This is a genomic window from Ponticoccus litoralis (genome assembly GCF_039769985.1).
GTDB classification, from domain to species: Bacteria; Pseudomonadota; Alphaproteobacteria; order Rhodobacterales; family Rhodobacteraceae; genus Ponticoccus; species Ponticoccus litoralis.
Genome location: NZ_JBDNCH010000002.1, coordinates 2,164,960 through 2,190,971 on the forward strand (window position 1 = coordinate 2,164,960; position 26,012 = coordinate 2,190,971).

Consider the following 26,012-nt stretch of genomic DNA (forward strand, 5'->3'; position numbering starts at 1 on the left):
CGTGCCTGCGCGGATGGTGGCCAAACGGAAAAGGCCCCCGCATCGCTGCAGGGGCCTTCTTGATCTGTGCGGGGTGGGGTGGACCCGGGGGCCCACCGTCCGCTTACAACCCGGTCGAGACGTCGATCGTGTTGCCTTCTTCCAGCGTGACGTAGGCTTTCTTGACATCCTTGCGGGTGCCCTTGATGCCACGGAACCGCTTGTTCTTGCCCTTGGTGATGGTGGTGTTGACCGCCTTCACCTTGACGCTGAACAGCGCTTCGACCGCTTCCTTGATCTGCGGTTTCGCCGCGTCGATCGCCACTTCGAAGACCACCGCGCCGGCCTCGGAGGCCATGGTGGATTTCTCGGTGATGATCGGCTTGCGGATCACGTCGTAGTGTTCTGCCTTCGCGCTCATTTCAGTCGAGCCTCCAGTGCTTCGACACCCGCCTTCGTGATCACCAGGGTGTCACGCTTGAGGATGTCATAGACGTTGGCGCCGATCGAGGGCAGCACGTCCAGACCGTCGATGTTCGCGGCGGCCTTGACGAAGCCTTCGTTCAGCTCTGCGCCGTCGATGATCAGCGCGCGCTTCCAGCCCAGCGAAGAGATCTGCTTGGCCAGTGCGGCGGTCTTGCCGTCGCTGTCCAGCGCATCCAGGATCACCAGGTTGCCGGCTTTCGCCTTGGCAGAGAGCGCGTGCATCAGGCCCAGACGACGCACCTTCTTGGGCAGGTCATGGGCGTGGCTGCGCGGGGTCGGACCCTTGTAGATGCCACCCTTGCGGAAGATCGGCGCCTTGCGCGAGCCGTGGCGTGCGCCGCCCGTGCCCTTCTGGCGATAGATCTTCTTGGTCGAGTAGGACACTTCCGAGCGGGTCTTGACCTTGTGGGTGCCAGCCTGCGCCTTGTTGCGCTGCCAGCGCACCACGCGGTGCAGGATGTCGGCGCGCGGATCCAGCCCGAACAGGGCCTCGTCCAGCTCGACCGACCCGGCGTTGCCGCCGTCCAGTTTGATCACGTCGAGTTTCATTCGTCGCCTTCCTTCTTCTCGGGCTCGGCACCGTCTTCAGCCTTGTCGGCCTCGATCGACTGCTCGGCGTCCTTCAGCGCGGCTGCCTCTGCGGCGGCCTGCTCTTCGGCCAGACGCTTGGCTTCGGCCTCGGCTTCGGCTGCGGCGGCTGCCGCGGCTTCCTCGGCGGCCTTCATGGCTTCACGCTTGGCGCTCATGAGAGCGGCGGGCAGGATCACGTTCTCGGGAACCGGCTTCTTGACGGCGTCCTTGACGGTCACCCAGGAACCCTTGGGGCCGGGAACGGCGCCCTTGATCATGATCAGGCCGCGGTCGCTGTCGGTCTTGACGACCTGCAGGTTCTGCGTGGTCACGCGGACGGCGCCCATGTGGCCAGCCATCTTCTTGCCCTTGAACACCTTGCCGGGGTCCTGACACTGACCGGTGGAGCCGTGCGAACGGTGGCTGATCGACACGCCGTGCGTGGCGCGCAGACCGCCGAAGTTGTGCCGCTTCATGGCACCCGCAAAACCCTTACCGATGGTCGTGCCCGCCACGTCGACGAACTGACCTTCGAAGTAATGGTCGGCGATGATTTCCTCGCCCACTTCGATCAGGTTGTCGGCAGAGACGCGGAACTCGGCGACCTTGCGCTTGGGTTCCACGTTCGCCTTGGCGAAGTGGCCGCGCATGGCCTGCGAGGTGCGCTTGGCCTTGGCGGTGCCGGCGCCCAGCTGGACGGCGGTGTAGCCATGGGCTTCTTCGGTGCGCTGTGCAACGATCTGGAGGTTATCCAGTTGCAGCACGGTCACCGGGATCTGCTTGCCGTCTTCCATGAACAGACGGGTCATGCCGATTTTCTTGGCGATGATACCAGTACGCATGGGACCCCCTTAAACCTTGATCTCGACGTCCACGCCGGCGGCGAGGTCGAGCTTCATCAGGGCGTCAACGGTCTGCGGGGTCGGGTCGACGATGTCGAGCAGACGCTTGTGCGTACGGATCTCGAACTGGTCGCGCGACTTCTTGTTCACGTGGGGACCACGCAGAACGGTGTATTTCTCGATCTTGTTCGGCAGCGGGATCGGACCACGGACGGTGGCGCCGGTGCGCTTTGCGGTGTTCACGATTTCCTGGGTGCTTGCGTCGAGCACGCGGTAATCGAACGCCTTCAGCCGGATACGGATGTTCTGGTTCATCGAACAGTCCTGTCTTGGCATTGAGGTTGAGAGGAGGAGCGCCGCTCATTCGGAACCCCTCGTCGAACCTTAAAGGGCGGAGAATCACCCCGCCCTTCCCGACCCATGGGCCGTTGCGGGCGTATAGGCGGTTTGAGGGCGTGGGGCAAGTGTCGTGGTGGGGGAAAGGCCGTGACTGTGCCGCTTTTCTCGCTGGTGAGCGAGCGATGGACCCTTCTGGCCGGGGCGTTCTGGCATGCGCCGTGGAGCGCGGCGACCGGCCTCGGGACGCTCTATATCCCCGTCAATCCAGTAGAATGCAAGCCAAGTCGCACTGGCAGCAGCGGAATTGGCCAGCCCGGGGGCGGCCCGTCTCGTCGAAGACAGGTCTCTAGCAGGGGAGGGGCGGCCTGGCCCCGGACTGCGCGGGTTGGAGCCGGGGCTGTGAACTTCCCATTGCCACCAAGCAGAAAGGGCGCCCCGTGGGGCGCCCTTTCCTTGAACTCGACCGGGTGGGCTCTCGGGACATTCGCGTCTGATGACGCGAATACCCTGCCGCCCACGCGAGCAATTCGCGAAGCGAATTACTCGACGATCTTGGACACAACGCCCGAACCGACGGTGCGGCCACCTTCGCGGATGGCGAAGCGCAGGCCGTCTTCCATCGCGATGGGGGCGATCAGCTCGACGTTGAACTTCAGGTTGTCGCCCGGCATCACCATCTCGGTGCCCTCGGGCAGCTCGACCGTGCCGGTCACGTCGGTGGTGCGGAAGTAGAACTGCGGACGGTAGTTCTTGAAGAACGGCGTGTGACGGCCACCCTCTTCCTTGGTCAGGATGTAGACCTCGCACTCGAACTTCGTGTGCGGCTTCACCGAACCCGGCTTGCAGAGAACCTCGCCGCGCTCGACGCCCTCACGGTCGACACCGCGCAGCAGCGCGCCGATGTTGTCGCCCGCTTCACCGCGGTCCAGCAGCTTGCGGAACATCTCGACGCCGGTGCAGGTGGTCTTCGAGGTGTCGCGGATGCCCACGATCTCGATTTCGTCGCCGACGTTGATCACGCCACGCTCGACACGACCGGTCACAACCGTACCACGTACCGGAGATCGAGAAGACGTCTTCGATCGGCATCAGGAAGGGCTGGTCGATCGCGCGTGCCGGCTGCGGGATGTACTCGTCCACTGGCCGCCATCAGTTCGCGGATCTTGTTCTCGCCGATTTCCGGATCACGGCCTTCCATCGCCGCCAGAGCGGAGCCCGCGATGATCGGAATGTCGTCGCCCGGGAAGTCGTAGGCGGAGAGCAGTTCGCGGATTTCCATCTCGACGAGCTCGAGCAGCTCTTCGTCGTCGACCTGGTCAACCTTGTTCATGAACACGACCATGGCGGGGATACCCACCTGGCGGCCCAGCAGGATGTGCTCGCGGGTCTGCGGCATCGGGCCGTCAGCCGCGTTCACCACCAGGATCGCGCCGTCCATCTGGGCGGCACCGGTGATCATGTTCTTCACGTAGTCGGCGTGGCCGGGGCAGTCGACGTGCGCGTAGTGACGGTTCTCGGTCTCGTACTCGACGTGTGCGGTCGAGATCGTGATACCGCGGGCCTTCTCTTCGGGCGCGCCGTCGATCTGGTCGTAGGCGCGGAAGTCGCCGAAGTACTTCGTGATCGCCGCCGTCAGCGTCGTCTTGCCGTGGTCGACGTGACCGATCGTGCCGATGTTGCAGTGCGGCTTGCCGCGTTCAAACTTTGCCTTTGCCATTGTATAGGCTCCCTTTTTGTTTCGGGTGCCGGGCTGAAGCCCGGCCTACGGTGGTGGGTAGGGCGGGGTTCACCCCGCCGCCCCGGTTATGCGAATTTGGCCTGGATCTCGTCCGAGATGTTCTGCGGCACCGGGTCGTAATGAGCGAACTGCATGGTGAAGTTCGCACGGCCCGAGGACATCGAACGCAGGGTGTTGATGTAGCCGAACATGTTGGCCAGCGGCACGAAGGCGTTGATCGCAACGGCGACGCCGCGCGGTTCCTGCCCCGACACCTGACCCCGACGCGAGGTCAGGTCGCCGATGATGCCACCGGTGTATTCTTCCGGCGTCACGACCTCGACCTTCATCATCGGTTCCAGCAGCTTGGCGCCGGCCTTGCGAAGGCCTTCGCGCATGCACATGCGGGCGGCGATTTCGAAGGCCAGAACCGAGGAGTCCACGTCGTGGAACTTACCGTCGATCAGGGCGACCTTGAAGTCGATCACCGGGAAGCCTGCCAGCGGACCGGAGTCCATGACCGACTTGATGCCCTTTTCGACACCCGGGATGTATTCCTTCGGCACCGCGCCGCCGACGATCTTCGATTCGAACGAATAGCCTTCGCCCGGCTCTGTCGGGGTGATGACCAGCTTGACCTCGGCGAACTGACCCGAACCACCCGACTGCTTCTTGTGGGTGTAGGTGTGCTCGACCTCGTGACCGATGGTCTCGCGATAGGCCACCTGCGGGGCACCGATGTTGGCCTCGACCTTGAACTCGCGCTTCAGGCGGTCGACGAGGATGTCGAGGTGAAGTTCGCCCATGCCCTTCATGATGGTCTGACCCGATTCCAGGTCGGTTTCCACGCGGAAGGAGGGGTCTTCGGCAGCCAGACGGGCCAGACCCCGGGACATCTTTTCCTCGGTCGCCCTTGGTCTTGGGCTCGACCGCGATCTCGATCACCGGATCCGGGAAGGTCATGGTTTCCAGAACCACCGGGGCCTTGGGATCGCAGAGCGTGTCACCGGTGGTGGTGTCCTTCAGACCCGCCAGCGCGATGATGTCGCCCGCAAAGGCCTCTTCGATCTCTTCACGATCCACGGCGTGCATGAGCATCATCCGACCGACACGCTCGCGCTTGCCCTTGGTCGAGTTCAGCATGCCGTCACCCTTGGACAACACGCCGGAATAGATCCGGGTGAAGGTCAGCGAGCCGACAAAGGGGTCGTTCATGATCTTGAACGCCGTGGCCGAGAAGGGCTCTTCGTCGCTTGCCGGGCGGGCAATGTTGCGCTCTTCGCTTTCGTCGTCGGGCGAGAAGCCCATAAGCGTCGGCACGTCCAGCGGACCGGGCAGGAAGTCGACAACGGCGTTGAGCAGCGGCTGCACGCCCTTGTTCTTGAACGCCGAACCGGCCAGCATCGGGAAGAAGGACAGCGACAGCGTACCCTTGCGGATAAGCTTGCGCAGGGTCGCCTCGTCGGGCATCTCGCCTTCCAGGTAGGCTTCCATGGCCTCGTCGTCCTGCTCGACGGCAAGCTCGATCATGTTGTCGCGCCATTCGTTGGCGAGATCCTGAAGATCGTCACGGATAGGGCGGCGCTCCCAGGAGGCGCCCAGGTCTTCACCGATCCAGACCCATTCTTCCATGGTGATCAGGTCGACGATGCCTTCCAGCTTGTCCTCGGCCCCGATCGGCAGCGCGATCGGCAGCGGGGTGCCGCCGGTACGCTCTTTGACCATGCGCACGCAGTTGAAGAAGTCGGCGCCGATCTTGTCCATCTTGTTGACGAAGACCAGACGCGGCACCTTGTAACGGTCGGCCTGACGCCAGACCGTCTCGGTCTGCGGCTCCACGCCGGCGTTGCCGTCGAGCAGCGCAACGGCACCGTCGAGAACCGCCGGGGACCGTTCCACCTCGATGGTGAAGTCGACGTGTCCGGGGGTGTCGATGATGTTGAAGCGGGTCTTGGTCTCGGAGGTGCCGTCGGCGGTCGGGTCGATCTGGCGCTGCCAGAAGGTCGTCGTCGCCGCCGAGGTGATGGTGATCCCGCGCTCGGCTTCCTGCTCCATCCAGTCCATGGTGGAGGCGCCTTCGTGGGTCTCGCCCATCTTGTGGTTCTTGCCGGTGTAGAACAGGATGCGCTCGGTCATCGTGGTCTTGCCGGCGTCGATATGCGCCATGATCCCGAAGTTGCGGTAGCGCTGCAGCGGATATTCGCGTGCCATGTGGGTGGGCTCCTGTTACCAGCGGTAGTGGCTGAACGCCTTGTTGGCGTCGGCCATCTTGTGGGTGTCTTCGCGCTTCTTCACAGCGGCACCACGGGACTGGACGGCATCGATCAGCTCACCGGCCAGACGCTCTTCCATGGTGTTTTCGTTGCGTGCGCGGGACGCGGTGATCAGCCAGCGGATCGCCAGCGCCTCGCGGCGCTCCGGGCGGACTTCGACGGGCACCTGGTAGGTGGCACCACCGACGCGGCGCGAGCGGACCTCGACCGACGGCTTGATGTTGTCCAGGGCCTCGTGGAAGATTTCCACGGGCGCGCGCTTGACCTTGGCTTCGACGCGGTCGAGCGCGTTGTAGACGATGCGCTCAGCGGCGGATTTCTTGCCGTGGTACATCAGGTTGTTCATGAATTTGGTCAGCACGATATCGCCATACTTGGCGTCGGGCAGGACTTCGCGCTTCTCTGCGGCGTGACGACGGGACATAGGACTGTCTCTCTTCTCAACGGCGGTGCGGGACGGGCCCGCACCCTAACGGTATCCGGGACGGGTGCGCGGCTGTCACGCACCCGGGTGATCACTTGGGACGCTTGGCGCCGTACTTCGAACGGCGCTGCTTGCGGTCCTTGACGCCCTGGGTATCCAGAACACCGCGCAGGATGTGGTAACGCACACCGGGAAGGTCTTTCACCCGGCATTGCCGCGGATCAGAACCACAGAGTGCTCCTGAAGGTTGTGGCTTTCACCGGGGATGTAGCTGATCACCTCGTAACCGTTGGTCAGACGCACCTTGGCGACTTTCCGCATGGCCGAGTTCGGCTTCTTCGGGGTCGTGGTATAGACGCGGGTGCAGACGCCGCGCTTCTGCGGGCACTGCTCGAGGTGCTGGGACTTCGAGCGCTTGACTTTGGGCTGCCGCGGCTTGCGGATCAGCTGCTGGATCGTGGGCATGGAATGGGTATCCCCGTGCTTCTTGCGGTGTTGCCGGGGATGAAGCCCGGCGGTTCAGGTCTGACCCGGATGCCGCTTGGCACCCTGACGGGCCGGTTCGCGTACGTCCGCGCGCGAAGCGCACAAACGACAATAGGTCCGCATCCGACCCTGTACCGAAGGCGTCGACGCGGGGGCGTACCAGAGGGTCGGGGCTTAGTTGCCCGGACCTTGCGGTAGTCCATATCTGCAAAGACCAGACACGCCCGGCTATGCGGGGCGTGACGGATTTGTGCGGCGTATACGCAGAGTCGCCCGTCTTGTCAACAAGGCCCCCGACGGCGCTCGGCAGGCTCTGGACAGGCTACCGGACCGCTGCCACTCTCGCCCGGGACAAGACCAGAGGGCACCCATGCACGTCATCGGCTTCTGCCGCTTCTCCTATCCGGCCGAGGGCGGCTTTCAGGTGGAACACAGCTCTGTCGCGGCGCGCATGGCCTACCTCTATGCGCCCGAACGGATGGAGGAACGCTTCCGCCACTTCGAGACCCTCTGCCTGCCCGGCCTGCGCGCCCAGACGGACGGCGACTTTACCTTCCTCATCCTCGTGGGCGCGGCCATGCCCGACCGCTGGATGCAACGCCTGCTGGCGCTGGTCGAGGGCTTCCCGCAAGCCGTCGTGGTGCCCCGGACCCCCGGCCCGCACCGCCAGGTCTGCCAGGAGGTCATCAATGCCGCCCGCGACATGGGCCAGCCCTGCCTGCAATTCCGCCATGACGACGACGATGCGGTGGCGGTGGATTTCGTGGCCACCCTGCGCGCCGCCGCCCGGGACTGTGCCGCCCTGACCGCCGGGCACCGCCTCGTCGGTTTCGACTGGAACCGCGGCTACATCGGTCGCCCCGACGCGCAGGGCATCCACGCCGAGGAATGCGTGACCCCCTACTGGGGTGTCGCGCAGGCCATGGCCGTGCAGCCCGGCGCCCGGCAGACGATCATGAACTTCGGCCACGCCAGGATCAACCAGTTCATGCCCACCGTGACCTTCACCGATACCGCCATGTATGTGCGCGGCCACAACGACCACAACGACTCGCGCCAGAAGAAACACGTCAAACCCGTCTCCCTGCCGCGCCTCGACGCCGCCGGAGAGGCGCTGTTCCGCAGCCGCTTCGCCATCGACGCGGATCACATCCGCCGGGTCTTCGCCTGACGGGCGCGCCGCGCCCGCTTTCCACGGGGCATCCCGCGCCGCCAAGGGGGCGCCGCCCCTGTTTCTCTTTGGAAAAAATACCTGAGGGCAACACCGGCCACGGGCGCCAGGCCCGCGCGTCTTCCCCGTTCCGGCAGGCCGCCAGGCTGCCGACGCGAAAGGCGCCGCCGGAAAGCCTTCCTATCGCGACAATCCGGCGCTAATCCACCGGCATGAAACGTGTTCTCCTTTTTCTCCTCGCGCTGATCGTCTTCCTGCCCGCCGGGCTCTGGGTGAACTGGCAGCTTCACACCCCCTCGCACGACCGCAACTGGCGTGCCGACCACGCCCACTTGCCCGAGGTCGCGCGGCAGGACGGCCTTTATACCCTGAGCAATATCCGCGACTGGGACTATGCAGAGGACGGCACCCCCACCCGCGAGGCCTGGATCGCCCGCGACATCGATCCCGACAGCCTGACGCAGGCCTATTTCCTCGTCGAACCCTTCGGCGCGGTGGAGGCCATCGCCCACACCATGCTGACCTTCGCCTTCGAGGACGGCTCCGCCTATGTCGCCTCGATCGAGGCGCGCCGCGAGGTCGGAGAGGCCTATTCCGCCCCGTGGCCGCCGTCCTGCCGATCTTCGAATACATGTTCGTCTGGACCACCGAACGCGACATGTACGGCAATTCCGAGTTCATGGCCGACGACCGCCTCTACCTCTATCCGCTCACCATCCCGCTGGAGCATCAGAAGGCCGTGCTGCGCGCCATGCTCGACGAGACGGCAGAGCTGCAGGCAGAGCCGCGCTGGTACAATACGCTCTTCTCGAACTGCACCAACGTGCTGGCGCGGACGGTCAACCGGATCGACCCGAAGGCGGTGCCTCTCGACAAGGCCTGGGTGCTGCCCGGCTTCTCGGCGGCCTTCCTCTACGAACAGGGCTTCATTCCGACCGACCGTGCCTTTGCCGAGGTCGAGGAGGGCGCGCTGATCTCGCCGCTGATCCGCGAGCTTTACGGCATCGCCGATCCGGTCGCCTTCTCGCGCGCCCTGCGGCAGCGTCTGGCCGCCCGCTGATCCCGGCCCGCCTCGGTCCCGGGTGCGACACCCGGGGCAGGGGGGGGCGGCGGCCCGCGTCCGGGGTGGTGTCTTGGGCATCCACGCATGGTGCCCGCGGTCCCCCCTTCACATCCCTGCGAATCCTGCTAAAGAAGCCACTCGCAGGAACCGGGCGATTCGTCGTCCCCTGCATTCGTCCGAGACGGTGGGCTGCCGCAAGGCACTAAGTCCTGCCCGAGACGGGAAGAGACATCTTCAGTCACCCCGGCCACGCGCATGGGTGCCACAGGATGCGTCGACCCTTCATTCGGACTTATTGCGGTCGGGGTCCAACCCCGGCCAAAACGAGCCGGAGGGTCCGCCCTCCACTACTTGGAGTGAAACTGTGGATAGAGCCCAGAAAGAGAAAGTGGTCGAGGAACTCGGCCAGATCTTCGAAAGCTCTGGCGTCGTGGTGGTTGCCCGCTACGAGGGTCTCACGGTTGCAGAAATGACGGACCTTCGCGGTACGTGCCCGTTCGGGCGAAGCCGTGGTCCGTGTCGCCAAGAACAAGCTCGCCAAGATTGCCGTCCAAGGGACCCCCGCCGAGGGGATCTCGCAGTATCTGGACGGCATGACGGTGCTGACCTTCTCCGAAGACCCGGTCGCAGCGGCCAAGGTCATCGAAGACTTCGCCAAGGACAACAAGAAGTTGGAAATCCTTGGTGGCGCAATGGGCGGCACCACTCTGGACCGTGCCGGTGTCGAGGCCGTGTCGAAAATGCCGTCGCGCGATGAGCTTATTGCTTCCATCGTCGGCTGCATCGGCGCACCCGCCTCCAACATCGCCGGTGCCATTGGCGCGCCTGCTTCGAACATCGCTTCCATCCTTTCCACGATCGAGGAAAAGGCAGAGGCGGCGTAAGCAACCTTTTGATCCGCGTGGGGAGTTCTCCCTGACGTTGGAACCCATAACCAAACCGGAAAGAGCATCAAAATGGCTGATCTCAAAGCACTGGCTGAACAAATCGTTGGCCTGACCCTCCCGGAAGCCCAGGAACTGAAAACCATCCTCAAGGACGAGTACGGCATCGAGCCCGCAGCCGGTGGCGCCGTCATGATGGCTGGCCCCGCAGGTGGCGGCGAAGCCGCAGCCGAGGAAGAGAAGACCGAGTTCGACGTGATCCTGAAGTCCGCTGGCGACAAGAAGATCAACGTCATCAAGGAAGTCCGCGGCATCACCGGCCTGGGCCTGAAAGAAGCCAAAGAGCTGGTCGAGGCCGGCGGCAAGGCTGTCAAGGAAGGCGTTTCCAAGGACGAAGCCGAGGAAATCAAGAAGAAGCTCGAAGAGGCTGGCGCCGAAATCGAACTCAAGTAATTCCGCTTTCGGCCCGTTCCGGGCCGGTGGAAGGACTTTCGAGGGGCGTCCCGGGAAACCGGGGCGCCTCTTTTTCGTGGATGCGGCCCCCGGGTTTTCGGGGTGGGGGGGGCGGCGGCCGGGCCTCTGGTCGGAGAGCCGGCCGGGGCGCTGTCCCGCGTGAATGGCCAGTTTGCCCACCCGTCCGAACCGGCCACGCGCGCCGCACAGGCAAGCCCTGCCTCACAGCCGGGCTCTTCGGCGGCCTGTCACAGGGCGAGATCGCGCGCGCCACAGGCGGCGCCAGGCTGGCTTGGGATTTGTTCCCTTGACCCTTTGCCCAACCTCCCGTAACAGAGCCCATCCGCAGCGGCCCCGGATTCGTCCGGGGCTTCGCTTTTGTCTGCGGGCGATCTAACCGGGCACCTTCGGGGGCCTATACCCCGGGCCGCATGGCCCCACACACAGGCGGGGAAACCCGCCGGAAGCTTACGGAAGACAGAAAGCATGGCACTCAAGTCGTACAAGCCGACGACGCCGGGCCAGCGCGGGCTGGTGCTGATCGACCGTTCGGAGCTGTACAAAGGACGCCCCGTCAAGGCCCTCACCGAGGGTCTGACGAAGAAGGGTGGCCGGAACAACACCGGACGTATCACGGCACGCCGCCGCGGTGGTGGCGCAAAGCGTCTGTATCGCATCGTCGATTTCAAGCGGAACAAGTTCGACGTGAACGGCATCGTCGTTCGGATCGAATACGACCCCAACCGCACCGCCTTCATCGCCCTCATCCAGTATGACGACGGCGAGCAGGCCTATATCCTCGCACCCCAGCGTCTTGGCGTCGGCGACAAGATCGTCTCGTCCGAGAGCGCGGACATCAAGCCGGGCAACACCAAGCCGTTCTCGCGCATGCCCATCGGTACGATCGTCCACAACATCGAGCTGAAGCCCGGCAAGGGTGGCCAGATCGCACGCGCCGCGGGCACCTATGCCCAGTTCGTCGGCCGTGACGGCGGTTACGCCCAGATCCGCCTGTCTTCGGGCGAACTGCGCATGGTCCGTCAGGAGTGCCTGGCCACGGTTGGCGCGGTCTCGAACCCCGACAACTCGAACCAGAACCTCGGCAAAGCCGGTCGCGTCCGCCACATGGGCAAGCGTCCCTCCGTCCGCGGCGTCGTCATGAACCCGATCGACCACCCGCACGGTGGTGGTGAAGGCCGGACCTCCGGTGGTCGTCACCCGGTGACGCCCTGGGGCAAGCCGACCAAGGGCAAGCGCACCCGCAACCCCAACAAGGCGTCCTCGCGGCTTATCGTCCGTTCGCGCCATGCCAAGAAGAAGGGTCGCTGATCTATGTCACGCTCTGTTTGGAAAGGTCCGTTCGTCGACGCTTACGTCCTGAAGAAGGCCGAGAAGTCGCGCGAGTCGGGCAAAAACGAAGTCATCAAGATCTGGTCGCGCCGCTCGACGATCCTGCCCCAGTTCGTGGGCCTGACGTTTGGCGTCTACAACGGCCAGAAGCACGTCCCGGTCAACGTGACCGAGGACATGATCGGCCAGAAGTTCGGTGAATACTCGCCGACGCGCACCTATTACGGTCACGCAGCCGACAAGAAAGCCAAGAGGAAGTAAGCCATGGGCAAGGATAAGAATCCCCGCCGCGTGGCGGACAACGAGGCGATGGCAAAGCTGCGCATGCTGCGCACCAGCCCGCAGAAACTGAACCTCGTCGCTGCGCTGATCCGTGGCAAGAAGGTGGAAAAGGCCCTCACGGACCTGACCTTCTCGAAGAAGCGGATCGCCATCGACGTCAAGAAGTGCCTGCAGTCCGCCATCGCGAACGCCGAGAACAACCACGGTCTGGACGTCGATGAACTGGTCGTCGCCGAGGCCTACGTGGGCAAGAACCTTGTGATGAAGCGCGGGCGTCCCCGGGCACGTGGCCGCTTTGGCCGCATCAACAAGCCGTTCTCGGAAATCACGATCAAAGTGCGTCAAGTCGAGGAGCAGGCCTGATGGGTAACAAGACCAATCCGATCGGCATGCGTCTTCAGGTGAACCGCACCTGGGACTCGCGCTGGTACGCAGACACCAAGGACTACGGCAACCTGCTTCTCGAGGATCTCAAGATCCGCGACTTCATCCATGAAGAGTGCAAGCAGGCCGGCATCGCCCGCGTGATCATCGAACGCCCCCACAAGAAGTGCCGTGTGACCATTCACACCGCGCGTCCGGGCGTGATCATCGGCAAGAAGGGCGCGGACATCGAGGTGCTTCGCAAGAAGCTGGCTCGCATGACCGACAGCGAACTGCACCTGAACATCGTCGAAGTGCGGAAGCCGGAACTCGACGCGCAGCTGGTTGGCGAAAGCATCGCCCAGCAGCTGGAGCGCCGCGTGTCCTTCCGTCGCGCGATGAAGCGGGCCGTGCAGAACGCCATGCGCATGGGGGCCCTGGGTATCCGGGTGAACGTCGCGGGCCGTCTCGGCGGTGCAGAGATCGCACGGACCGAATGGTACCGCGAAGGCCGCGTGCCGCTGCACACCCTGCGTGCCGACATCGATTACGCGAATGTCGAGGCGACCACGCCCTACGGCATCATCGGGATCAAGGTCTGGATCTTCAAAGGCGAGATCATGGACCACGACCCGCAGGCGCGTGACCGCAAGTCGCAGGAAATCCAGGACGGCCCGGCCCCGCGTGGCGCCGGTGGCCGTCGCGATGATCGGAGGTAAGCGTCGTGCTTCAACCTAAGCGCACAAAATTCCGCAAGATGTTCAAGGGCCGGATCAAGGGTGAGGCCAAGGGCGGCTCTGACCTGAACTTCGGTACCTACGGTCTGAAGGCGCTCGAGCCCGAGCGGGTCACCGCCCGCCAGATCGAGGCAGCCCGCCGTGCCATGACGCGTCACATGAAGCGTCAGGGTCGCGTCTGGATCCGCATCTTCCCGGACACCCCGGTCAGCGCCAAGCCGATCGAGGTTCGTATGGGTAAGGGCAAGGGCTCGGTCGATCGCTGGGCCTGCAAGGTCAAGCCGGGTCGCGTGATGTTCGAGATCGACGGCGTCGGTGAAGAGGTGGCCCGCGAGGCGCTGCGTCTGGCCGCCATGAAGCTGCCGATCAAGACCCGCGTCGTCCTCCGCGAGGACTGGTAAACGGACGGTGGTTCTATGACCCACCCGACGGAACAGGAAACCCCCGGGTCAGCAATGGCCCGGGGGTTTTGCTTTGTCCGCTGCCGTGCACCGGGACCGGGCGAGCCGGGCCGGCGGCGCCCTTGCGGCCTGCCACCGGGACGACGACCGGCGGGGGGGCCGGGTCAACCGGGACGCCGGGGGCGCCCGGGCTTCAGGTATTTGGACCAAGAAGAAGCAGGGGGTGGTTTCGGGGGCCCCCGGCGCGTGGGTCAGCCCGGGAAGATTTGCGCCATGGCCGCTTCGAACCGCGCCCAGCTCATGGTGGCCTTGTTGCCCGCAACACCCTGGTAGTAGGATTTGCCCGAGGGCAGGGGCAGGCCGGCCCAGATCCGGGCGAGGCGCTTCATGAAGGTGCGGCGCGTCATTTCTCCGCGTTGGAATGACCCGAGGCCGGCCTCGGCGAGCAGCTGGTCGGCAAGGCGGTCCTGCAGGGCGGGCGAGAAGACCGCGCCCGGGTCGAGGCCCTGCGCCCGGATCAGGCGGCGCAGCGTCGCGGGGATGAACTGGTAGCGCCCGATGGCATGGGGCTGGCCCGGGGTGGCGGCGATCCAGTCGTAGATCTCGCCGATGGTCATGGTCGAAGGGCGGCGCGGCGGCTGGATCCGGGCGCCGTGGTTGACCGCGTCGTAGCCCGCGCGCCCGGCCTCTGCCTCGGCAATCAGGTGGCGCAGGCGGTCCGCCGCGCCTGTGCCCGGCAGGATCGCCGGATCGGTGGGGCGGGCGGTGATGGCGGGGGCGGGCAGGGGGGCAAAGAGGCTGCCTGCCCCGGTGCCGGTAAAGAGGCTGGCGGTGCGGGGCTGGCCACCCTCCCCGGAGGGCGCGGGCAGGAGGGCCGCGCGCCGGCTGTCGGCACTGCCGGGAAAGAGCGACTGCGCCGAGGCGGGCGGGGGCGCGAGCAGGGCGCACAGGAGGGCAGGGATCGCCATGGCCATGGCGGAGGGTCCGGCGGCGGCGCCGGGAAACGGTCTGGAGAACATTCTGCTCTGGCCTCTCATTCTGTGCGGCGACCTTGACGGCGAGAGGTTAGGATTCCATTGCCTCGAACCAGATTGATCCACGGAGTTCCGTCATGCCCGCGATCCGCTCGCTCTTTGCCACCCGTCTTTACCGCGCTGCCCTGTCCGAACACGCGCCTGCCGTCGATGCCGCCGAGCTGGAGGCCGCCTGCCTGTCCATCGCCGAGGACGACGAGGCCGGGCAGGACTGGTGCGAGGCCGAGGGCTTTCCGGGCTACACCTCCTATGCCTCGCTGGCGGACCTGCCCCGGCGCTTTCCGATCTTCGCCGATCTGAAGACGGCGCTGGATGCCCATGTCGCCGCCTTTGCCGAGGACCTGGAATTCGACCTGGGCGACAAGGCGCTGCAACTGGAAGACCTGTGGATCAACATCCTGCCCGAGGGCGGTAGCCACGGTCTGCACCTGCATCCGCATTCGGTGATCTCGGGGACGACCTATGTCGCCATGCCCGAGGGCGCTTCGGCGCTGAAGCTGGAGGACCCGCGGCTGGGCTTCATGATGGGGGCGCCGACCCGGCGCAAGGGCGCGCGGGAAGAGCTGCGGAGCTTCATCTACGAGAAACCGGCAGTGGGCGAGGTGCTGCTGTGGGAGTCGTGGCTGCGCCACGAGGTGCCGATGAACATGTCCGAGCAAGAGCGTATCTCGGTCAGCTTCAACTACAAGTGGGAGTAGGCCCCGCCCGGCAGGGCACTTTTCCGGGAGGTTGCCTATTCTTCTCTTGATTTGCCCGGCGCGCGGTCCGATGTAACTGTTTCATGTCACTTCAGTGAGGGATGTGTGACAGTGGCCGCGATAACCCATGGCGCCTTGCCCGGAGGCATCTTGCAGGATCTGGTCCGCGCCATCGAGGCGCAGCAGCCGCGCAAGTTCCTGCGCGACCTGCTGAACCGACTGCGGTTCGGGGCCGAGGGGCCGTTGTCGGACATGGCGGTCTTTCCCGACCCGGTGCGGGGCACCGAGGGGTTCTTCTGGCCGGGCGGGCCCAAGCTGCGACGCCATTCCAGCGGTCTGGTTCTGGACGGTGACTGGGATCTCAACAGAAGCCCGGTGCAGGAAGGCTTCAAGTTCACCAGCTGCCACATGCATTGGGTCGAGGGTGCCGACTGGGAGGAAACCCCGGTTTTCCGCGACCTCATGGCGAAACTGGAGCGCGGCGAGGCGCCGGACGGCTGCCGCAGCGTCGAGGAGGTCAAGGAGCGCTACAGCCGTCTTGACCGCATCTTCTCCGAAACCCGGCAGCGCGGGCGCCTCTTGCGGATGCACGAGTTGCCCGATGCCTATTACCGGCGCGAACACGGCGCGACCTTCGTGCACCTGGCCCGCGACGGCACCTGCCTGCGCAGCGGCGGCGGCAATCACCGCTTCGCCATCGCGCGGATCCTCGAACTGCCTGAGATCCCGGCGCAATTGGGTGTCGTGCATCCGCTTGCCATCCGCGACGGCCATCTTGCCCGGCTGCGGCGCTCGCGTTTCGACGCCTAGGCGCCCGGCGGCACGTCAAGTTTCCCTTGCCCTGTTGGCGATAAGGGCCTATAGGGGCCGCTCATCCACGGACTCCACCGGAATCAGGGTGACCCTGCACGCCTAGGCAGACGGGGGCCTTCCGGTGATGTTGCAACAAAGGAGAGGCGCATGAACGCCCAGGAACTCCGTGACAAGACCCCGGACCAGCTCCGGGATCAGCTTGTCGAGCTCAAGAAGGAGGCTTTCAACCTCCGCTTCCAGGCGGCCACGAGCCAGCTGGAAAACACCGCGCGCATGCGCCAGGTCCGCCGCGACGTCGCGCGGGTGAAGACCGTCCTGAACCAGAAAGCCGCCGACGCGGCCAAGACGGAGGCATAAGCAATGCCCAAGCGTATCCTTGCAGGCACCGTGACCTCCACCGCCAACGCCCAGACCGTGACGGTCCAGGTTGTCCGCCGCTTCAAGCACCCGGTTCTTCAGAAGACGATCAAGAAGTCCAAGAAGTACCGCGCCCATGACGAAGGCGAGATCTTCAACGTCGGCGACAACGTCCTCATCCGTGAGTGCGCGCCGAAGTCGAAGACCAAGCGCTGGGAAGTCATGACCGAAGAGATGAAGGCAGAACACGAGAAGCTGCGCGCCGAGGCTGCCGCCGAAGCCCAGAAGATCGAAGAAGCCGCACACGAAGCAGAAGCCGCCCACTAAGGGCAGTGTCGGGGCCGTTCACGCGGCCCCGAACCTATTCGAAACCCCCGGACCAATGTTCTCTGCAGAGCGGTCCGGGACGTCGGGAGAAAATCCATGATCCAGATGCAGACAAATCTGGATGTTGCTGACAATTCCGGAGCCCGGAAGGTTCAGTGCATCAAGGTTCTGGGCGGTTCGCACCGCCGTTATGCCTCTGTCGGCGACATCATCGTGGTGTCGGTGAAGGAGGCAATTCCGCGTGGTCGCGTGAAGAAGGGTGACGTCCGCAAGGCCGTCGTCGTGCGCACCGCCAAGGAAGTCCGCCGCGAAGACGGCACGTCCATCCGCTTTGACCGCAACGCTGCCGTCATCCTGAACAACTCGGGCGAGCCTGTCGGCACCCGTATCTTCGGGCCGGTGGTGCGTGAACTGCGCGCGAAGAACTTCATGAAGATCATTTCGCTTGCTCCGGAGGTGCTGTAATGGCTGCCAAGCTCCGCAAGGGTGACAAGGTCGTCGTTCTGACCGGCAAGGACAAGGGCAAGACCGGTGAGATCACCTCTGTCGACCCCAAGGCCGGCAAGGCCGTCGTCGACGGCGTGAACGTTGCCATCCGCCACACCCGCCAAAGCCAGACCGCCCAGTGGCGGCCGTGTGCCCAAGGCCCTGCCGATCGACCTGTCGAACCTCGCCATCGTCGATGGCAACGGCAAGGCGACCCGCGTTGGCTTCCGCGAGGAAGACGGCAAGAAGGTCCGCTTCGCCAAGACCACGGGAGACGTGATCTGATGCTTGACGCTGCAAATTACACCCCGCGCCTGAAGTCCACCTACCGCGAGACCATCAAGGCCGCGATGAAGGAAGAGTTCGGCTACACCAACGACATGCAGATCCCGCGTCTGGACAAGATCGTCCTGAACATCGGCTGCGGTGCAGAGGCGGTGCGCGACTCCAAGAAGGCCAAGTCGTACCGTCGAGGACCTGACCAAGATCGCCGGCCAGCTGGCGGTGGGCACCAAGGCGAAGAAATCGCACGCGCCCTTCCGTCTGCGTGAGGGCATGATCATCGGCGCGAAGGTCACCCTTCGTGACGTGCGCATGTACGAATTCCTCGACCGTCTGGTGACCATCGCGATGCCCCGCATCCGTGACTTCCGCGGTGTGAAGCCCTCTTTCGACGGTCGTGGCAACTTTGCCATGGGCCTGAAAGAGCACATCGTGTTCCCCGAGATCGAGTTCGACAAGGTCGACGAGGTCTGGGGCATGGACATCATCGTGACCACCACGGCCCAGCAGTTCGGCGAGCATTCCGCCGACGACCAGGCCAAGGCGCTGTTGAAGCACTTCAACATGCCGTTCATCAAGGCGTAAGAGGACAAGACATGGCCAAGAAATCCATGATCGAACGCGAGAAGAAGCGGGAGCGCCTGGTGGAGAAATACGCCGCCAAGCGGGCCGAGCTGAAAGAAATCGCAAACGACGAATCCAAGCCGATGGAAGAGCGCTTCAAGGCGCGTCTGAAGCTTGCGAAACTGCCCCGTAACTCCGCTCCGTCGCGGCTGCACAACCGCTGCCAGCTGACGGGTCGTCCGCATGCGTACTACCGCAAGCTGAAGATCAGCCGGATCATGCTGCGCGAGCTTGGCTCGAACGGCAAGCTCCCCGGCGTCGTGAAATCCAGCTGGTAAGGGAGGGTAAGATATGAACGATCCTATCGGCGATATGCTCACCCGTATCCGCAACGCAGGCATGCGCGGCAAGTCGGTCACCAACACGCCGGCCTCCAAGCTGCGTGGCTGGGTTCTCGACGTGCTGGCGGACGAAGGCTACATCCGCGGCTACGAGTCCACCACGGACGAGAACGGCCACCCGGCCTTCGAGATCAGCCTGAAGTACTTCGACGGCGCCCCCGTCATTCGCGAGCTCAAGCGGGTCTCCAAGCCCGGTCGCCGCGTCTACATGGGCGTCAGTGACATCCCCTCGGTCCGCAACGGCCTGGGCGTGTCGATTGTCTCCACCCCCAAGGGTGTGATGTCGGACGCAAACGCACGCGCAGCCAACGTCGGCGGCGAAGTGCTTTGCACCGTATTCTAAGGAGGCCTGACAATGTCTCGTATTGGTAAGAAGCCCGTCGAACTGCCCTCGGGCGTCTCGGCAGAGGTGAAGGGCCAGACCATCGAAGTGAAGGGGCCGAAAGGCACCCAGACCTTCACGGCGACCGATGACGTGACCCTTGCGGTCAACGACAACGTGATCACCGTGACGCCGCGCGGCAATTCCAAGCGCGCCCGTCAGCAGTGGGGTATGTCCCGCACCGTCGTGTCCAACCTGGTGCACGGTGTGCAGAACACCTTCAAGAAAGAGCTGGAAATCCAGGGTGTGGGTTACCGCGCTCAGGTTCAGGGCAACACCCTGAAGCTGAACCTCGGCTACTCGCACGACGTGGACTTCGAGATCCCGCAGGGCATCACCGTTGTGTGCCCGAAGCCGACGGAAATCGTCGTCGAGGGTCACGATGCCCAGCAGGTCGGTCAGGTTGCGGCGAACATCCGCGACTGGCGCCGTCCCGAGCCGTACAAGGGGAAGGGTATCCGCTACAAGGGCGAGTACATCTTCCAGAAGGAAGGCAAGAAGAAGTAAGGACGCAGGGATATGGCTAACAGTAAACTCCAACTGTTCCAGAAGCGCCGCCTGCGCGTCCGGAACAAGCTGCGGGAAGTCAACGCGGGTCGCGTGCGCCTTTCCGTTCACCGTTCGAACAAGAACATCTCGGTGCAGCTCATCGACGACATCGCGGGCAAGACGCTGGCTTCGGCTTCGTCGCTCGAGCCGTCGCTGGGCGTGGTCGGCAAGAACAACGTCGAGGCGGTCGCAAAGGTCGGCGCGGCGATTGCCGAGCGTGCCAAGGCAGCCGGTGTGGAAGAAGCTTACTTCGACCGCGGCGGTTTCCTCTTCCACGGTCGCGTCAAGGCCCTCGGCCGACGCGGCCCGCGAAGCAGGCCTGAAGATCTGATGGTCGGGGTGGGTCGCAAGACCCACCCTGCCGCTTTGTCCCGGGGTCGCGATTCCGGGGCAGGGTGGGTTTCGGCCCACCACCCCTGCAGGCCCTCGGGCCTCGATGATCCGGGACGCGCCTGGCGCATCACCAGGATTGGGAACAACGGGTTCTTGGACCCAAGGAAAAGGAAAGCCTGAATGGCAGAACGTGATAACCGCCGGGGCAACCGTCGCGACCGCGACGAAACGCCGGAATTCGCAGATCGTCTTGTCGCGATCAACCGTGTGTCCAAGACCGTCAAGGGCGGTAAGCGCTTCGGTTTCGCCGCGCTCGTCGTGGTCGGCGACCAGAAGGGCCGCGTCGGCTTCGGCAAGGGCAAGGCCAAGGAGGTCCCCGAGGCCATCCGCAAGGCGACCGAGCAGGCCAAGCGCAAGATGATGCGCGTGCCGCTGAAAGAAGGCCGCACCCTGCACCACGACATCACCGGCCGTCACGGTGCCGGCCGCGTCGTGATGCGGACCGCGCCTCAGGGTACCGGTATCATCGCCGGTGGTCCGATGCGTGCCGTCTTCGAGATGCTGGGTGTGCACGACGTCGTCGCCAAGTCGACCGGCTCGCAGAACCCCTACAACATGATCCGTGCCACGCTGGAAGGTCTCTCGAAAGAGCAGTCCCCGCGCAACGTCGCCCAGCGTCGTGGCAAGAAGGTCGCGGATATCCTGCCCAAGCGTGAAGACGCCCCGGCGGAATCCACCCAGGTCGCTGAGGAGGCTTGATCCACATGGCAACCATCGTCGTCAAACAGATCGGTTCTCCGATCCGCCGCCCGGAAATCCAGCGCAAGACGCTGATCGGGCTTGGCCTGAACAAGATGCACCGCGTGCGCGAGCTGGAAGACACGCCCTCCGTGCGCGGCATGATCCGCAAGATCCCGCACCTCGTCGAGATCGTCGAAGAGCGCGGCTGAGGCCGGATCCTCTAAGAGCTTTGGAAAAGGCCCCGGGCGATGCTCCGGGGCCTTTTTGCGTTCGGGCGCGCCCACTGCCGGACCGGCCCTGTGCCGCTTCGGGCGGGCGGTGCGGGGGCTCTGCCCCCCGGCCTGCGGCCTCCCCCCGAGGGTATTTGGAAGACCAGAGAAGAGGAGGGGGGCGGGCGCCGGGGCGTTCCGGCGGGCTGGTCCCGAATCGGTCGCAAATCCATGCGGCGCGCGCATGGCGGGGCTGCGGAAACGGTCTTTGTGCTTTGCTGCGGTGCAGCGTATCCGGTGCGCAGTGTTTATCGCCAACGGAGCAGAGCCATGAAAGCGATCTTTCTTGCCATTGCCGCGCGTCTCAAGGCAGAGCCGGTCCCTTGCTGGACGGACTACCTGCGCAGCCAGGGCGGGTTCCGCGGCTGAGCCGCCAACCCCCGACAACAGTCGATGCGGGCGCCCCTTTGCGGGCGCCTTTGTCGTTTCAGCCCCTGACATTCCCGTCACCCTGCATGGACGGGGCGGCGCATTGTCCTAGCTCTCGCCCAGATCACATCACAGGGAGAGAAGTCATGACACAGACCAGACGGGCCTTTCTGGCCACTGCCGCCGCTGCCGGCACGATCACCGTGCTGCCCTTCCGCGCCCGCGCCGCAGCCCATGGCGGCGACATGTTCGAAACCGGGGCCGGGCCGGTGACGGTGCATCCGGTGCACCATGCCTCGATCGTGCTGGACACGCCGGTGGGCGTGATCTACGTCGACCCGGTCGGCGATCCGTCCGAATACGAGGGCATGCCTGCCGCCGACCTGATCCTGATCACGCATGAGCACGGCGACCACTACAATGCCGAGGTGCTGGCCGCGGTGAAGGGCGAAAACACGCAGCTGATCACCAACCCGGCGGTCTTCGACATGCTGTCGGAGGATCTGAAGGCCAATGCGCAGGCGATGGAGAACGGCGCCAGCGCCAGCCTGACCGGCCTGCAGATCGATGCGATCCCGGCCTATAACACGACCGAGGAGCGCAAGACCTTCCACCCCGAGGGGCGCGACAACGGCTATGTGCTGACGATGGACCGTTTCCGGATCTACGTCTCGGGCGACACCGAGGACATCCCGGAGATGCGGGCGCTGCAGGATATCGATCTGGCCTTCGTCTGCATGAACCTGCCCTTCACCATGACGGCAGAGGCGGCGGCGGATGCGGTCAAGGCCTTCGCGCCGGCCTATGTCTATCCCTACCACTACCGGGGCCGCGACGGTGGCACGCAGGATCCGGCGGCCTTCGCCGAAATGGTGGGCGAGGCCGCGCAGGTTCAGATGGGCGACTGGTACAAGCCCGGCGAGCTGGGCTGACGGCGCTGATCCGGCGGGCAGGGTGGTCCTGCCTCTTGCCCGCGCCCGGCGCGCGGGTCACTCTGGCGGCGGGAGGACGATCACCATGCCGCTGGATCTGTCGCGCTTCGACCTGAACAGGATCGACGCGGAATTCATCGAAGACCCGCATCCGCTGTTGCATCGCTTGCGGGCTGAGAAGCCGATCTTTCACAATGCGGACGGGTCGGTTTACCTGACGCGCCACGCCGATTGCCTGAAGGTCTACCAGAGCCGCGACATGCTGTCGGACAAGACCGAGGCCTTCGGCGAGAAGTTCGGGCGCTGCCCGCTGCACACCCATCACACGACCTCGCTGATCTTCAACGATCCGCCCTATCACACGGTGGTGCGGCGGCTGATCTCGGGCGCCTTCACGCCGCGCAAGCTGGCCGAGTTCGAGCCGCTGATCGCGGGCATCGTCGACCGGCTGCTCGACCGGGTCGAGGATCTGGGGACGCTCGACCTGATCGAGGATTTCGCCAAGGTGCTGCCGACCGAGATCATTTCCTTCATGCTGGGCATCCCCGAGGAGCATCGCGCACAGCTGCGGGGCTATTCGTTGGCGATCCTCGGCGCGCTGGACCCCGTCGTCCCGCCCGAGCGGCTGACCGAGGGCAATCGCGCGGTGGAGGAGTTCGGCGCGATCCTGTCCGACCTGATCGACTTTCGCCGCCGCAATCCCGAGGGCGCGCATCAGGGCGAGGTGCTGGAAAGCCTGATCTTCGGCGAGCATGAGGGGCGGCGCCTGACGCAGGAGGAACTGGTGCAGAACTGCATCTTCCTGCTGAACGCCGGGCACGAGACGACAACCAGCCTCGTGGGCAATGCCATCGGGCTGCTGCTGGACTGGCCCGATCAGCACCGGCTGCTGCTGGCGGAGCCCGGCCATATCGACACGGCGGTCGAGGAATTCCTGCGGCTGGAAAGCCCGCTTCAGATCGGCAACCGGCTGGCGGGAGAGGATATCGCGCTGGCCTCGGGGGTGATCCCCAAGGGCACCTATATCCACACCTCGATTGCGGCGGCGAACCGCGACCCCGAGGTCTTCCCCGATCCCGACCGCATGGACATCACCCGCAAGCCGAACCGGCATATCGCCTTCATCACCGGCATTCACGTCTGCCTAGGCGCGACGCTGGCGCGGGTCGAGGGGCGGATCGCGCTGGGGCGCTTCGTGCAGCGTTTTCCTAAGCTTGCGCAGACCGGAGAGCGCAGCCGGGTGCCGCTGGCGCGGTTCCGGGGCTATGCAAGCCTGCCGATTTCGGTGCGATAGGGGGCAGGGCGCAGCGCGGTGCTTGGGGTTCTTGGCGCAGACGGGCGGGGGTGCGCGCGGGTACGCAGGGGCCACCCCGCCGCACCCCCGGCCAAGCGGCCAAAGAAAAGGGCGCCCGTTGCGGGGCGCCCTTTGTGTTTCCTGCGAAGAGGCTTATGCGGCCTGCGACCGGCGTCCGCCGCCGCGACGCGCGCGCGACCGGCGCGGCTGGGTGGTGCCGGGCTTTTGCCCGCCGCCATTGCCACCGCCGCCGCCACCGCGACGACGGCCACCGCCACCACGGGCGGGCTTCTTCTCGCCTTCCCACTCTTCACCGCTGGCGACCTCGATCTTGCGGCCCATGACCTTCTGGATGGCGCGGAATTCGTCCATCTCGGTCGGCGCGCAATAGGCGATGGCGGTGCCGTCCCGGCCCGCCCGCGCGGTGCGCCCGATGCGGTGGACGTAGTTGTCCGGCACGTTCGGCAGGTCGTAGTTGTAGACATAGCGCACCGAGGGGATGTCGATGCCGCGCGCCGCCACGTCGGTGGCGACGAGCACGGTCAGCTCGCCTTCCTTGAAGGATTTCAGCGCGCGGTCGCGCTGGCCCTGGCTCTTGTTGCCGTGGATCGAGGCGGCGGCAAAGCCCTTGTCCTCAAGCTGGCGCTTGAGCTTTTCGGCGCCGTGCTTGGTGCGGGCAAAGACCAGCGCCGCATCGGTGCGGTGCCGGTCCAGATGCGTGATCAGCAGCCCGGTCTTGTGCGCCTGCTCGACGAAGTGGACGCTTTGCTCGATGCGCTCGACCGGCTTGCCCGGAGGCGTGACCTCGATCCGGACGGCGTCGGTCAGGTAGGCGCCGGCGATCTCGGCCATCTGCTTGGGCATGGTGGCCGAGAACAGCATGGTCTGACGCTCGGCGGGCAGCACCTTGGCGATCTGGCGCAGCGCGTGGATGAAGCCGAGGTCCAGCATCTGGTCGGCCTCGTCCAGCACGAGGAACTTCGCCTCGTCCAGACGCACGGCCTTGCGGTCCAGAAGGTCGATCAGGCGGCCCGGCGTGGCGACGAGCACATCGGTGCCCTTGGTCAGCTTCTGCGCCTGCGCGTTGATGGACTGGCCGCCGACCACAAGCGCGGTCTTGATGTGGGTGCCCTCGGCATAGGCGCGCAGGTTCTCGAGGATCTGCTTGGCCAGTTCGCGGGTCGGCGCAAGGATCAGCGCGCGGGCGGTCTTGGGCGCGGCCCGGCCCTCCATCCGCATCAGGGCAGAGAGCAGCGGCAGGCCGAAGGCAGCGGTCTTGCCGGTGCCGGTCTGGGCAAGGCCCAGCACGTCGCGCCCGTTCATCGCATGCGGGATCGCCTGCGTCTGGATCGGGGTGGGGGCGGTGATGTTAAGGGCGGCCAGGTTGGCCTGAAGGCGGGGCGGCAGCCCCAGCATGTCGAAATCCAAGTCTTTTCCTTTGCGGCGGGGCAGCTGCCCCGCAAAACGAACGAGGGCCCGCGCCCCGTCAGCGGGGCGTGAGGCACACGATAGGGTGACCGCGAGCGCGGGCTGCCACGGCTCGGATGCCGGAAAGCCTGTCGCGGGTCGGAACCCATGCGTGATGTGGGAGCCATGTTCGGAGATGTCGTGCCGTGCGGACCGGTGGCCCTGCTGCCCCGCTCACGCGGCGGGTGCGGCACAGGGGAGCATATGCGCGCCGCGGCGCAGAATGTCAAGGCTGCGCGGGGCGGTGGGCTTGATCGCGGGCCGGGCCTTCTGTATACGCGCCCGGTGGCCCGACTCGGACAACGGGGCGGGGTCACGTTCACAATCAAGAAAAGCCGTGGTTGGCCCATCTCGCTTCGAGGGTCACATCCGGCAATGGAGAAGCGATATGAAACTGCATGAACTGCGCGACAATCCCGGCGCAACCAAGCGCAAGCAGCGCATCTACCGTGGCCCGGGTTCGGGTCGTGGTAAGATGGGTGGCCGTGGTATCAAGGGTCAGAAGTCCCGTTCGGGTGTGGCCATCAATGGCTACGAAGGCGGCCAGATGCCGCTGTACCAGCGTCTGCCCAAGCGCGGCTTCAACAAGCCGAACCGCAAGGAATACGCTGTCGTCAACCTGGGCCTGATCCAGAAGTTCGTCGACGCGGGCAAGCTGGAAGCCGGTTCCATCACCGAGGATCTGCTGGTGGCTTCGGGCCTCGTGCGCCGCAAGCTGGACGGCATTCGTGTCCTCGCCAAGGGCGAGATCACCGGCGCCCTGACCATCGACGTCACTGGCGCATCGAAGTCCGCTGTCGAGGCGGTCGAGAAGGCCGGCGGCTCGCTCAAGGTGGCTGCGGCGGCGGAGTGAGCCCCGCTTGCGCCCTGACCACGGCGCAATACCGGGTTGTG

28 protein-coding genes and 8 pseudogenes are annotated in these 26,012 nt (G+C 65.1%); 26 read left to right on the forward strand and 10 right to left on the reverse strand.

Features of this window, described 5'->3' with window-relative positions:
• Nucleotides 1-103: 103 nt before the first annotated feature.
• The 8 genes and pseudogenes from ABFB10_RS11665 to rpsL form a co-directional block, all read right to left on the reverse strand.
• The gene (locus ABFB10_RS11665) at nt 104-400 is read right to left on the reverse strand and encodes a 50S ribosomal protein L23 (protein WP_023849089.1); all 297 of its coding nucleotides are present in this window, start codon (nt 398-400) and stop codon (nt 104-106) included.
• The gene (gene rplD / locus ABFB10_RS11670) at nt 397-1,014 is read right to left on the reverse strand and encodes a 50S ribosomal protein L4 (RefSeq protein ID WP_023849090.1); all 618 of its coding nucleotides are present in this window, start codon (nt 1,012-1,014) and stop codon (nt 397-399) included. The genes ABFB10_RS11665 and rplD overlap by 4 nt, the downstream gene beginning before the upstream one ends.
• Nucleotides 1,011-1,877 (reverse strand): 50S ribosomal protein L3, encoded by an 867-nt coding sequence (rplC, locus tag ABFB10_RS11675; protein ID WP_347166652.1) that lies wholly within the window; start codon nt 1,875-1,877, stop codon nt 1,011-1,013. Before rplC ends, rplD begins: the two co-directional genes overlap by 4 nt.
• Before the next feature lie 9 nt (nt 1,878-1,886).
• A complete protein-coding gene (rpsJ, locus tag ABFB10_RS11680; protein WP_023849092.1) occupies nt 1,887-2,192 on the reverse strand; it encodes a 30S ribosomal protein S10 in 306 nt (101 codons plus the stop codon).
• Between the two features lie 563 nt (nt 2,193-2,755).
• Nucleotides 2,756-3,933, reverse strand: a pseudogene (gene tuf, locus ABFB10_RS11685) (elongation factor Tu).
• An 86-nt stretch (nt 3,934-4,019) separates the two neighbouring features.
• Nucleotides 4,020-6,144: pseudogene (fusA, locus tag ABFB10_RS11690) on the reverse strand (elongation factor G).
• A 15-nt stretch (nt 6,145-6,159) separates the two neighbouring features.
• A complete protein-coding gene (gene rpsG / locus ABFB10_RS11695) occupies nt 6,160-6,630 on the reverse strand; it encodes a 30S ribosomal protein S7 (RefSeq protein ID WP_023850989.1) in 471 nt (156 codons plus the stop codon).
• Between the two features lie 91 nt (nt 6,631-6,721).
• Nucleotides 6,722-7,095: pseudogene (gene rpsL / locus ABFB10_RS11700) on the reverse strand (30S ribosomal protein S12).
• Between the two features lie 391 nt (nt 7,096-7,486).
• Here rpsL and ABFB10_RS11705 point away from each other — a divergent pair.
• From ABFB10_RS11705 to rplP, 10 genes and pseudogenes are all read left to right on the forward strand, one after another.
• Complete coding sequence (locus ABFB10_RS11705; protein ID WP_347166653.1) at nt 7,487-8,287, forward strand: glycosyltransferase; 801 nt, start codon at nt 7,487-7,489, stop codon at nt 8,285-8,287.
• A 212-nt stretch (nt 8,288-8,499) separates the two neighbouring features.
• A pseudogene (locus ABFB10_RS24130) lies at nt 8,500-8,874 on the forward strand (lipoprotein N-acyltransferase Lnb domain-containing protein); the annotation flags it as partial.
• 14 nt (nt 8,875-8,888) lie between these two features.
• The gene (locus tag ABFB10_RS11710) at nt 8,889-9,347 is read left to right on the forward strand and encodes a lipoprotein N-acyltransferase Lnb domain-containing protein (protein ID WP_347166654.1); all 459 of its coding nucleotides are present in this window, start codon (nt 8,889-8,891) and stop codon (nt 9,345-9,347) included.
• Between the two features lie 367 nt (nt 9,348-9,714).
• Nucleotides 9,715-10,234 (forward strand): annotated as a pseudogene (rplJ, locus tag ABFB10_RS11715) (50S ribosomal protein L10).
• A gap of 72 nt (nt 10,235-10,306) precedes the next feature.
• Nucleotides 10,307-10,687, forward strand: a complete 381-nt coding sequence (rplL, locus tag ABFB10_RS11720) for a 50S ribosomal protein L7/L12 (RefSeq protein ID WP_347166655.1) — start codon at nt 10,307-10,309, stop codon at nt 10,685-10,687.
• 486 nt (nt 10,688-11,173) lie between these two features.
• Complete coding sequence (gene rplB / locus ABFB10_RS11725) at nt 11,174-12,016, forward strand: 50S ribosomal protein L2 (RefSeq protein WP_206565175.1); 843 nt, start codon at nt 11,174-11,176, stop codon at nt 12,014-12,016.
• A 3-nt stretch (nt 12,017-12,019) separates the two neighbouring features.
• Nucleotides 12,020-12,298, forward strand: a complete 279-nt coding sequence (gene rpsS / locus ABFB10_RS11730) for a 30S ribosomal protein S19 (protein WP_023850995.1) — start codon at nt 12,020-12,022, stop codon at nt 12,296-12,298.
• A 3-nt stretch (nt 12,299-12,301) separates the two neighbouring features.
• The gene (gene rplV / locus ABFB10_RS11735; RefSeq protein ID WP_347166656.1) at nt 12,302-12,682 is read left to right on the forward strand and encodes a 50S ribosomal protein L22; all 381 of its coding nucleotides are present in this window, start codon (nt 12,302-12,304) and stop codon (nt 12,680-12,682) included.
• A complete protein-coding gene (gene rpsC / locus ABFB10_RS11740) occupies nt 12,682-13,401 on the forward strand; it encodes a 30S ribosomal protein S3 (protein ID WP_347166657.1) in 720 nt (239 codons plus the stop codon). Before rplV ends, rpsC begins: the two co-directional genes overlap by 1 nt.
• 5 nt (nt 13,402-13,406) lie before the next feature.
• Nucleotides 13,407-13,820, forward strand: coding sequence for a 50S ribosomal protein L16 (gene rplP / locus ABFB10_RS11745; RefSeq protein WP_347166658.1), 414 nt, complete (start codon nt 13,407-13,409; stop codon nt 13,818-13,820).
• Between the two features lie 251 nt (nt 13,821-14,071).
• Here rplP and ABFB10_RS11750 read toward each other — a convergent pair whose 3' ends face one another.
• Nucleotides 14,072-14,839, reverse strand: a complete 768-nt coding sequence (locus tag ABFB10_RS11750) for a lysozyme family protein (RefSeq protein WP_347166659.1) — start codon at nt 14,837-14,839, stop codon at nt 14,072-14,074.
• Between the two features lie 92 nt (nt 14,840-14,931).
• Here ABFB10_RS11750 and ABFB10_RS11755 point away from each other — a divergent pair, with 92 nt between their 5' ends.
• The 15 genes and pseudogenes from ABFB10_RS11755 (at nt 14,932) to ABFB10_RS11825 (ending at nt 23,651) form a co-directional block, all read left to right on the forward strand.
• Nucleotides 14,932-15,552, forward strand: a complete 621-nt coding sequence (locus ABFB10_RS11755; protein ID WP_347166660.1) for a TIGR02466 family protein — start codon at nt 14,932-14,934, stop codon at nt 15,550-15,552.
• A gap of 150 nt (nt 15,553-15,702) precedes the next feature.
• On the forward strand, nt 15,703-16,362 hold the full coding sequence (locus ABFB10_RS11760) for a hypothetical protein (protein WP_347166661.1): 660 nt from the start codon (nt 15,703-15,705) through the stop codon (nt 16,360-16,362).
• Nucleotides 16,363-16,512: 150 nt separating this feature from the next.
• Nucleotides 16,513-16,722, forward strand: coding sequence for a 50S ribosomal protein L29 (rpmC, locus tag ABFB10_RS11765; RefSeq protein ID WP_023851003.1), 210 nt, complete (start codon nt 16,513-16,515; stop codon nt 16,720-16,722).
• 3 nt (nt 16,723-16,725) lie between these two features.
• Nucleotides 16,726-17,049, forward strand: a complete 324-nt coding sequence (gene rpsQ / locus ABFB10_RS11770) for a 30S ribosomal protein S17 (RefSeq protein ID WP_347166662.1) — start codon at nt 16,726-16,728, stop codon at nt 17,047-17,049.
• Nucleotides 17,050-17,145: 96 nt separating this feature from the next.
• Nucleotides 17,146-17,514, forward strand: a complete 369-nt coding sequence (gene rplN, locus ABFB10_RS11775; protein WP_005854833.1) for a 50S ribosomal protein L14 — start codon at nt 17,146-17,148, stop codon at nt 17,512-17,514.
• A pseudogene (gene rplX / locus ABFB10_RS11780) lies at nt 17,514-17,820 on the forward strand (50S ribosomal protein L24). The gene rplN and the pseudogene rplX overlap by 1 nt, the downstream one beginning before the upstream one ends.
• Nucleotides 17,820-18,402: pseudogene (gene rplE / locus ABFB10_RS11785) on the forward strand (50S ribosomal protein L5). Before rplX ends, rplE begins: the two co-directional pseudogenes overlap by 1 nt.
• Before the next feature lie 11 nt (nt 18,403-18,413).
• On the forward strand, nt 18,414-18,719 hold the full coding sequence (gene rpsN, locus ABFB10_RS11790) for a 30S ribosomal protein S14 (protein ID WP_023851008.1): 306 nt from the start codon (nt 18,414-18,416) through the stop codon (nt 18,717-18,719).
• Nucleotides 18,720-18,732: 13 nt separating this feature from the next.
• Entirely contained in the window at nt 18,733-19,125 is a 393-nt protein-coding gene (gene rpsH, locus ABFB10_RS11795) for a 30S ribosomal protein S8 (RefSeq protein ID WP_206565182.1), read from the forward strand.
• A 12-nt stretch (nt 19,126-19,137) separates the two neighbouring features.
• Nucleotides 19,138-19,671: a 50S ribosomal protein L6 gene (rplF, locus tag ABFB10_RS11800; protein WP_347166663.1), complete on the forward strand. Its 534-nt coding sequence runs from the start codon at nt 19,138-19,140 to the stop codon at nt 19,669-19,671.
• Between the two features lie 12 nt (nt 19,672-19,683).
• Nucleotides 19,684-20,044: pseudogene (gene rplR / locus ABFB10_RS11805) on the forward strand (50S ribosomal protein L18).
• A gap of 182 nt (nt 20,045-20,226) precedes the next feature.
• The gene (rpsE, locus tag ABFB10_RS11810) at nt 20,227-20,805 is read left to right on the forward strand and encodes a 30S ribosomal protein S5 (RefSeq protein ID WP_023851012.1); all 579 of its coding nucleotides are present in this window, start codon (nt 20,227-20,229) and stop codon (nt 20,803-20,805) included.
• Between the two features lie 5 nt (nt 20,806-20,810).
• Nucleotides 20,811-20,996: a 50S ribosomal protein L30 gene (gene rpmD / locus ABFB10_RS11815; protein ID WP_023851013.1), complete on the forward strand. Its 186-nt coding sequence runs from the start codon at nt 20,811-20,813 to the stop codon at nt 20,994-20,996.
• A 575-nt stretch (nt 20,997-21,571) separates the two neighbouring features.
• Entirely contained in the window at nt 21,572-22,357 is a 786-nt protein-coding gene (locus tag ABFB10_RS11820) for an MBL fold metallo-hydrolase (RefSeq protein WP_347166666.1), read from the forward strand.
• A gap of 85 nt (nt 22,358-22,442) precedes the next feature.
• Complete coding sequence (locus ABFB10_RS11825; RefSeq protein WP_347166667.1) at nt 22,443-23,651, forward strand: cytochrome P450; 1,209 nt, start codon at nt 22,443-22,445, stop codon at nt 23,649-23,651.
• Nucleotides 23,652-23,804: 153 nt separating this feature from the next.
• On the opposite strand, the gene ABFB10_RS11830 is transcribed toward ABFB10_RS11825, so the two are convergent.
• Nucleotides 23,805-25,079, reverse strand: coding sequence for a DEAD/DEAH box helicase (locus tag ABFB10_RS11830; protein WP_347166668.1), 1,275 nt, complete (start codon nt 25,077-25,079; stop codon nt 23,805-23,807).
• A gap of 427 nt (nt 25,080-25,506) precedes the next feature.
• Here ABFB10_RS11830 and rplO point away from each other — a divergent pair, with 427 nt between their 5' ends.
• Entirely contained in the window at nt 25,507-25,971 is a 465-nt protein-coding gene (gene rplO / locus ABFB10_RS11835) for a 50S ribosomal protein L15 (protein ID WP_347166669.1), read from the forward strand.
• Nucleotides 25,972-26,012 lie beyond the last annotated feature (41 nt).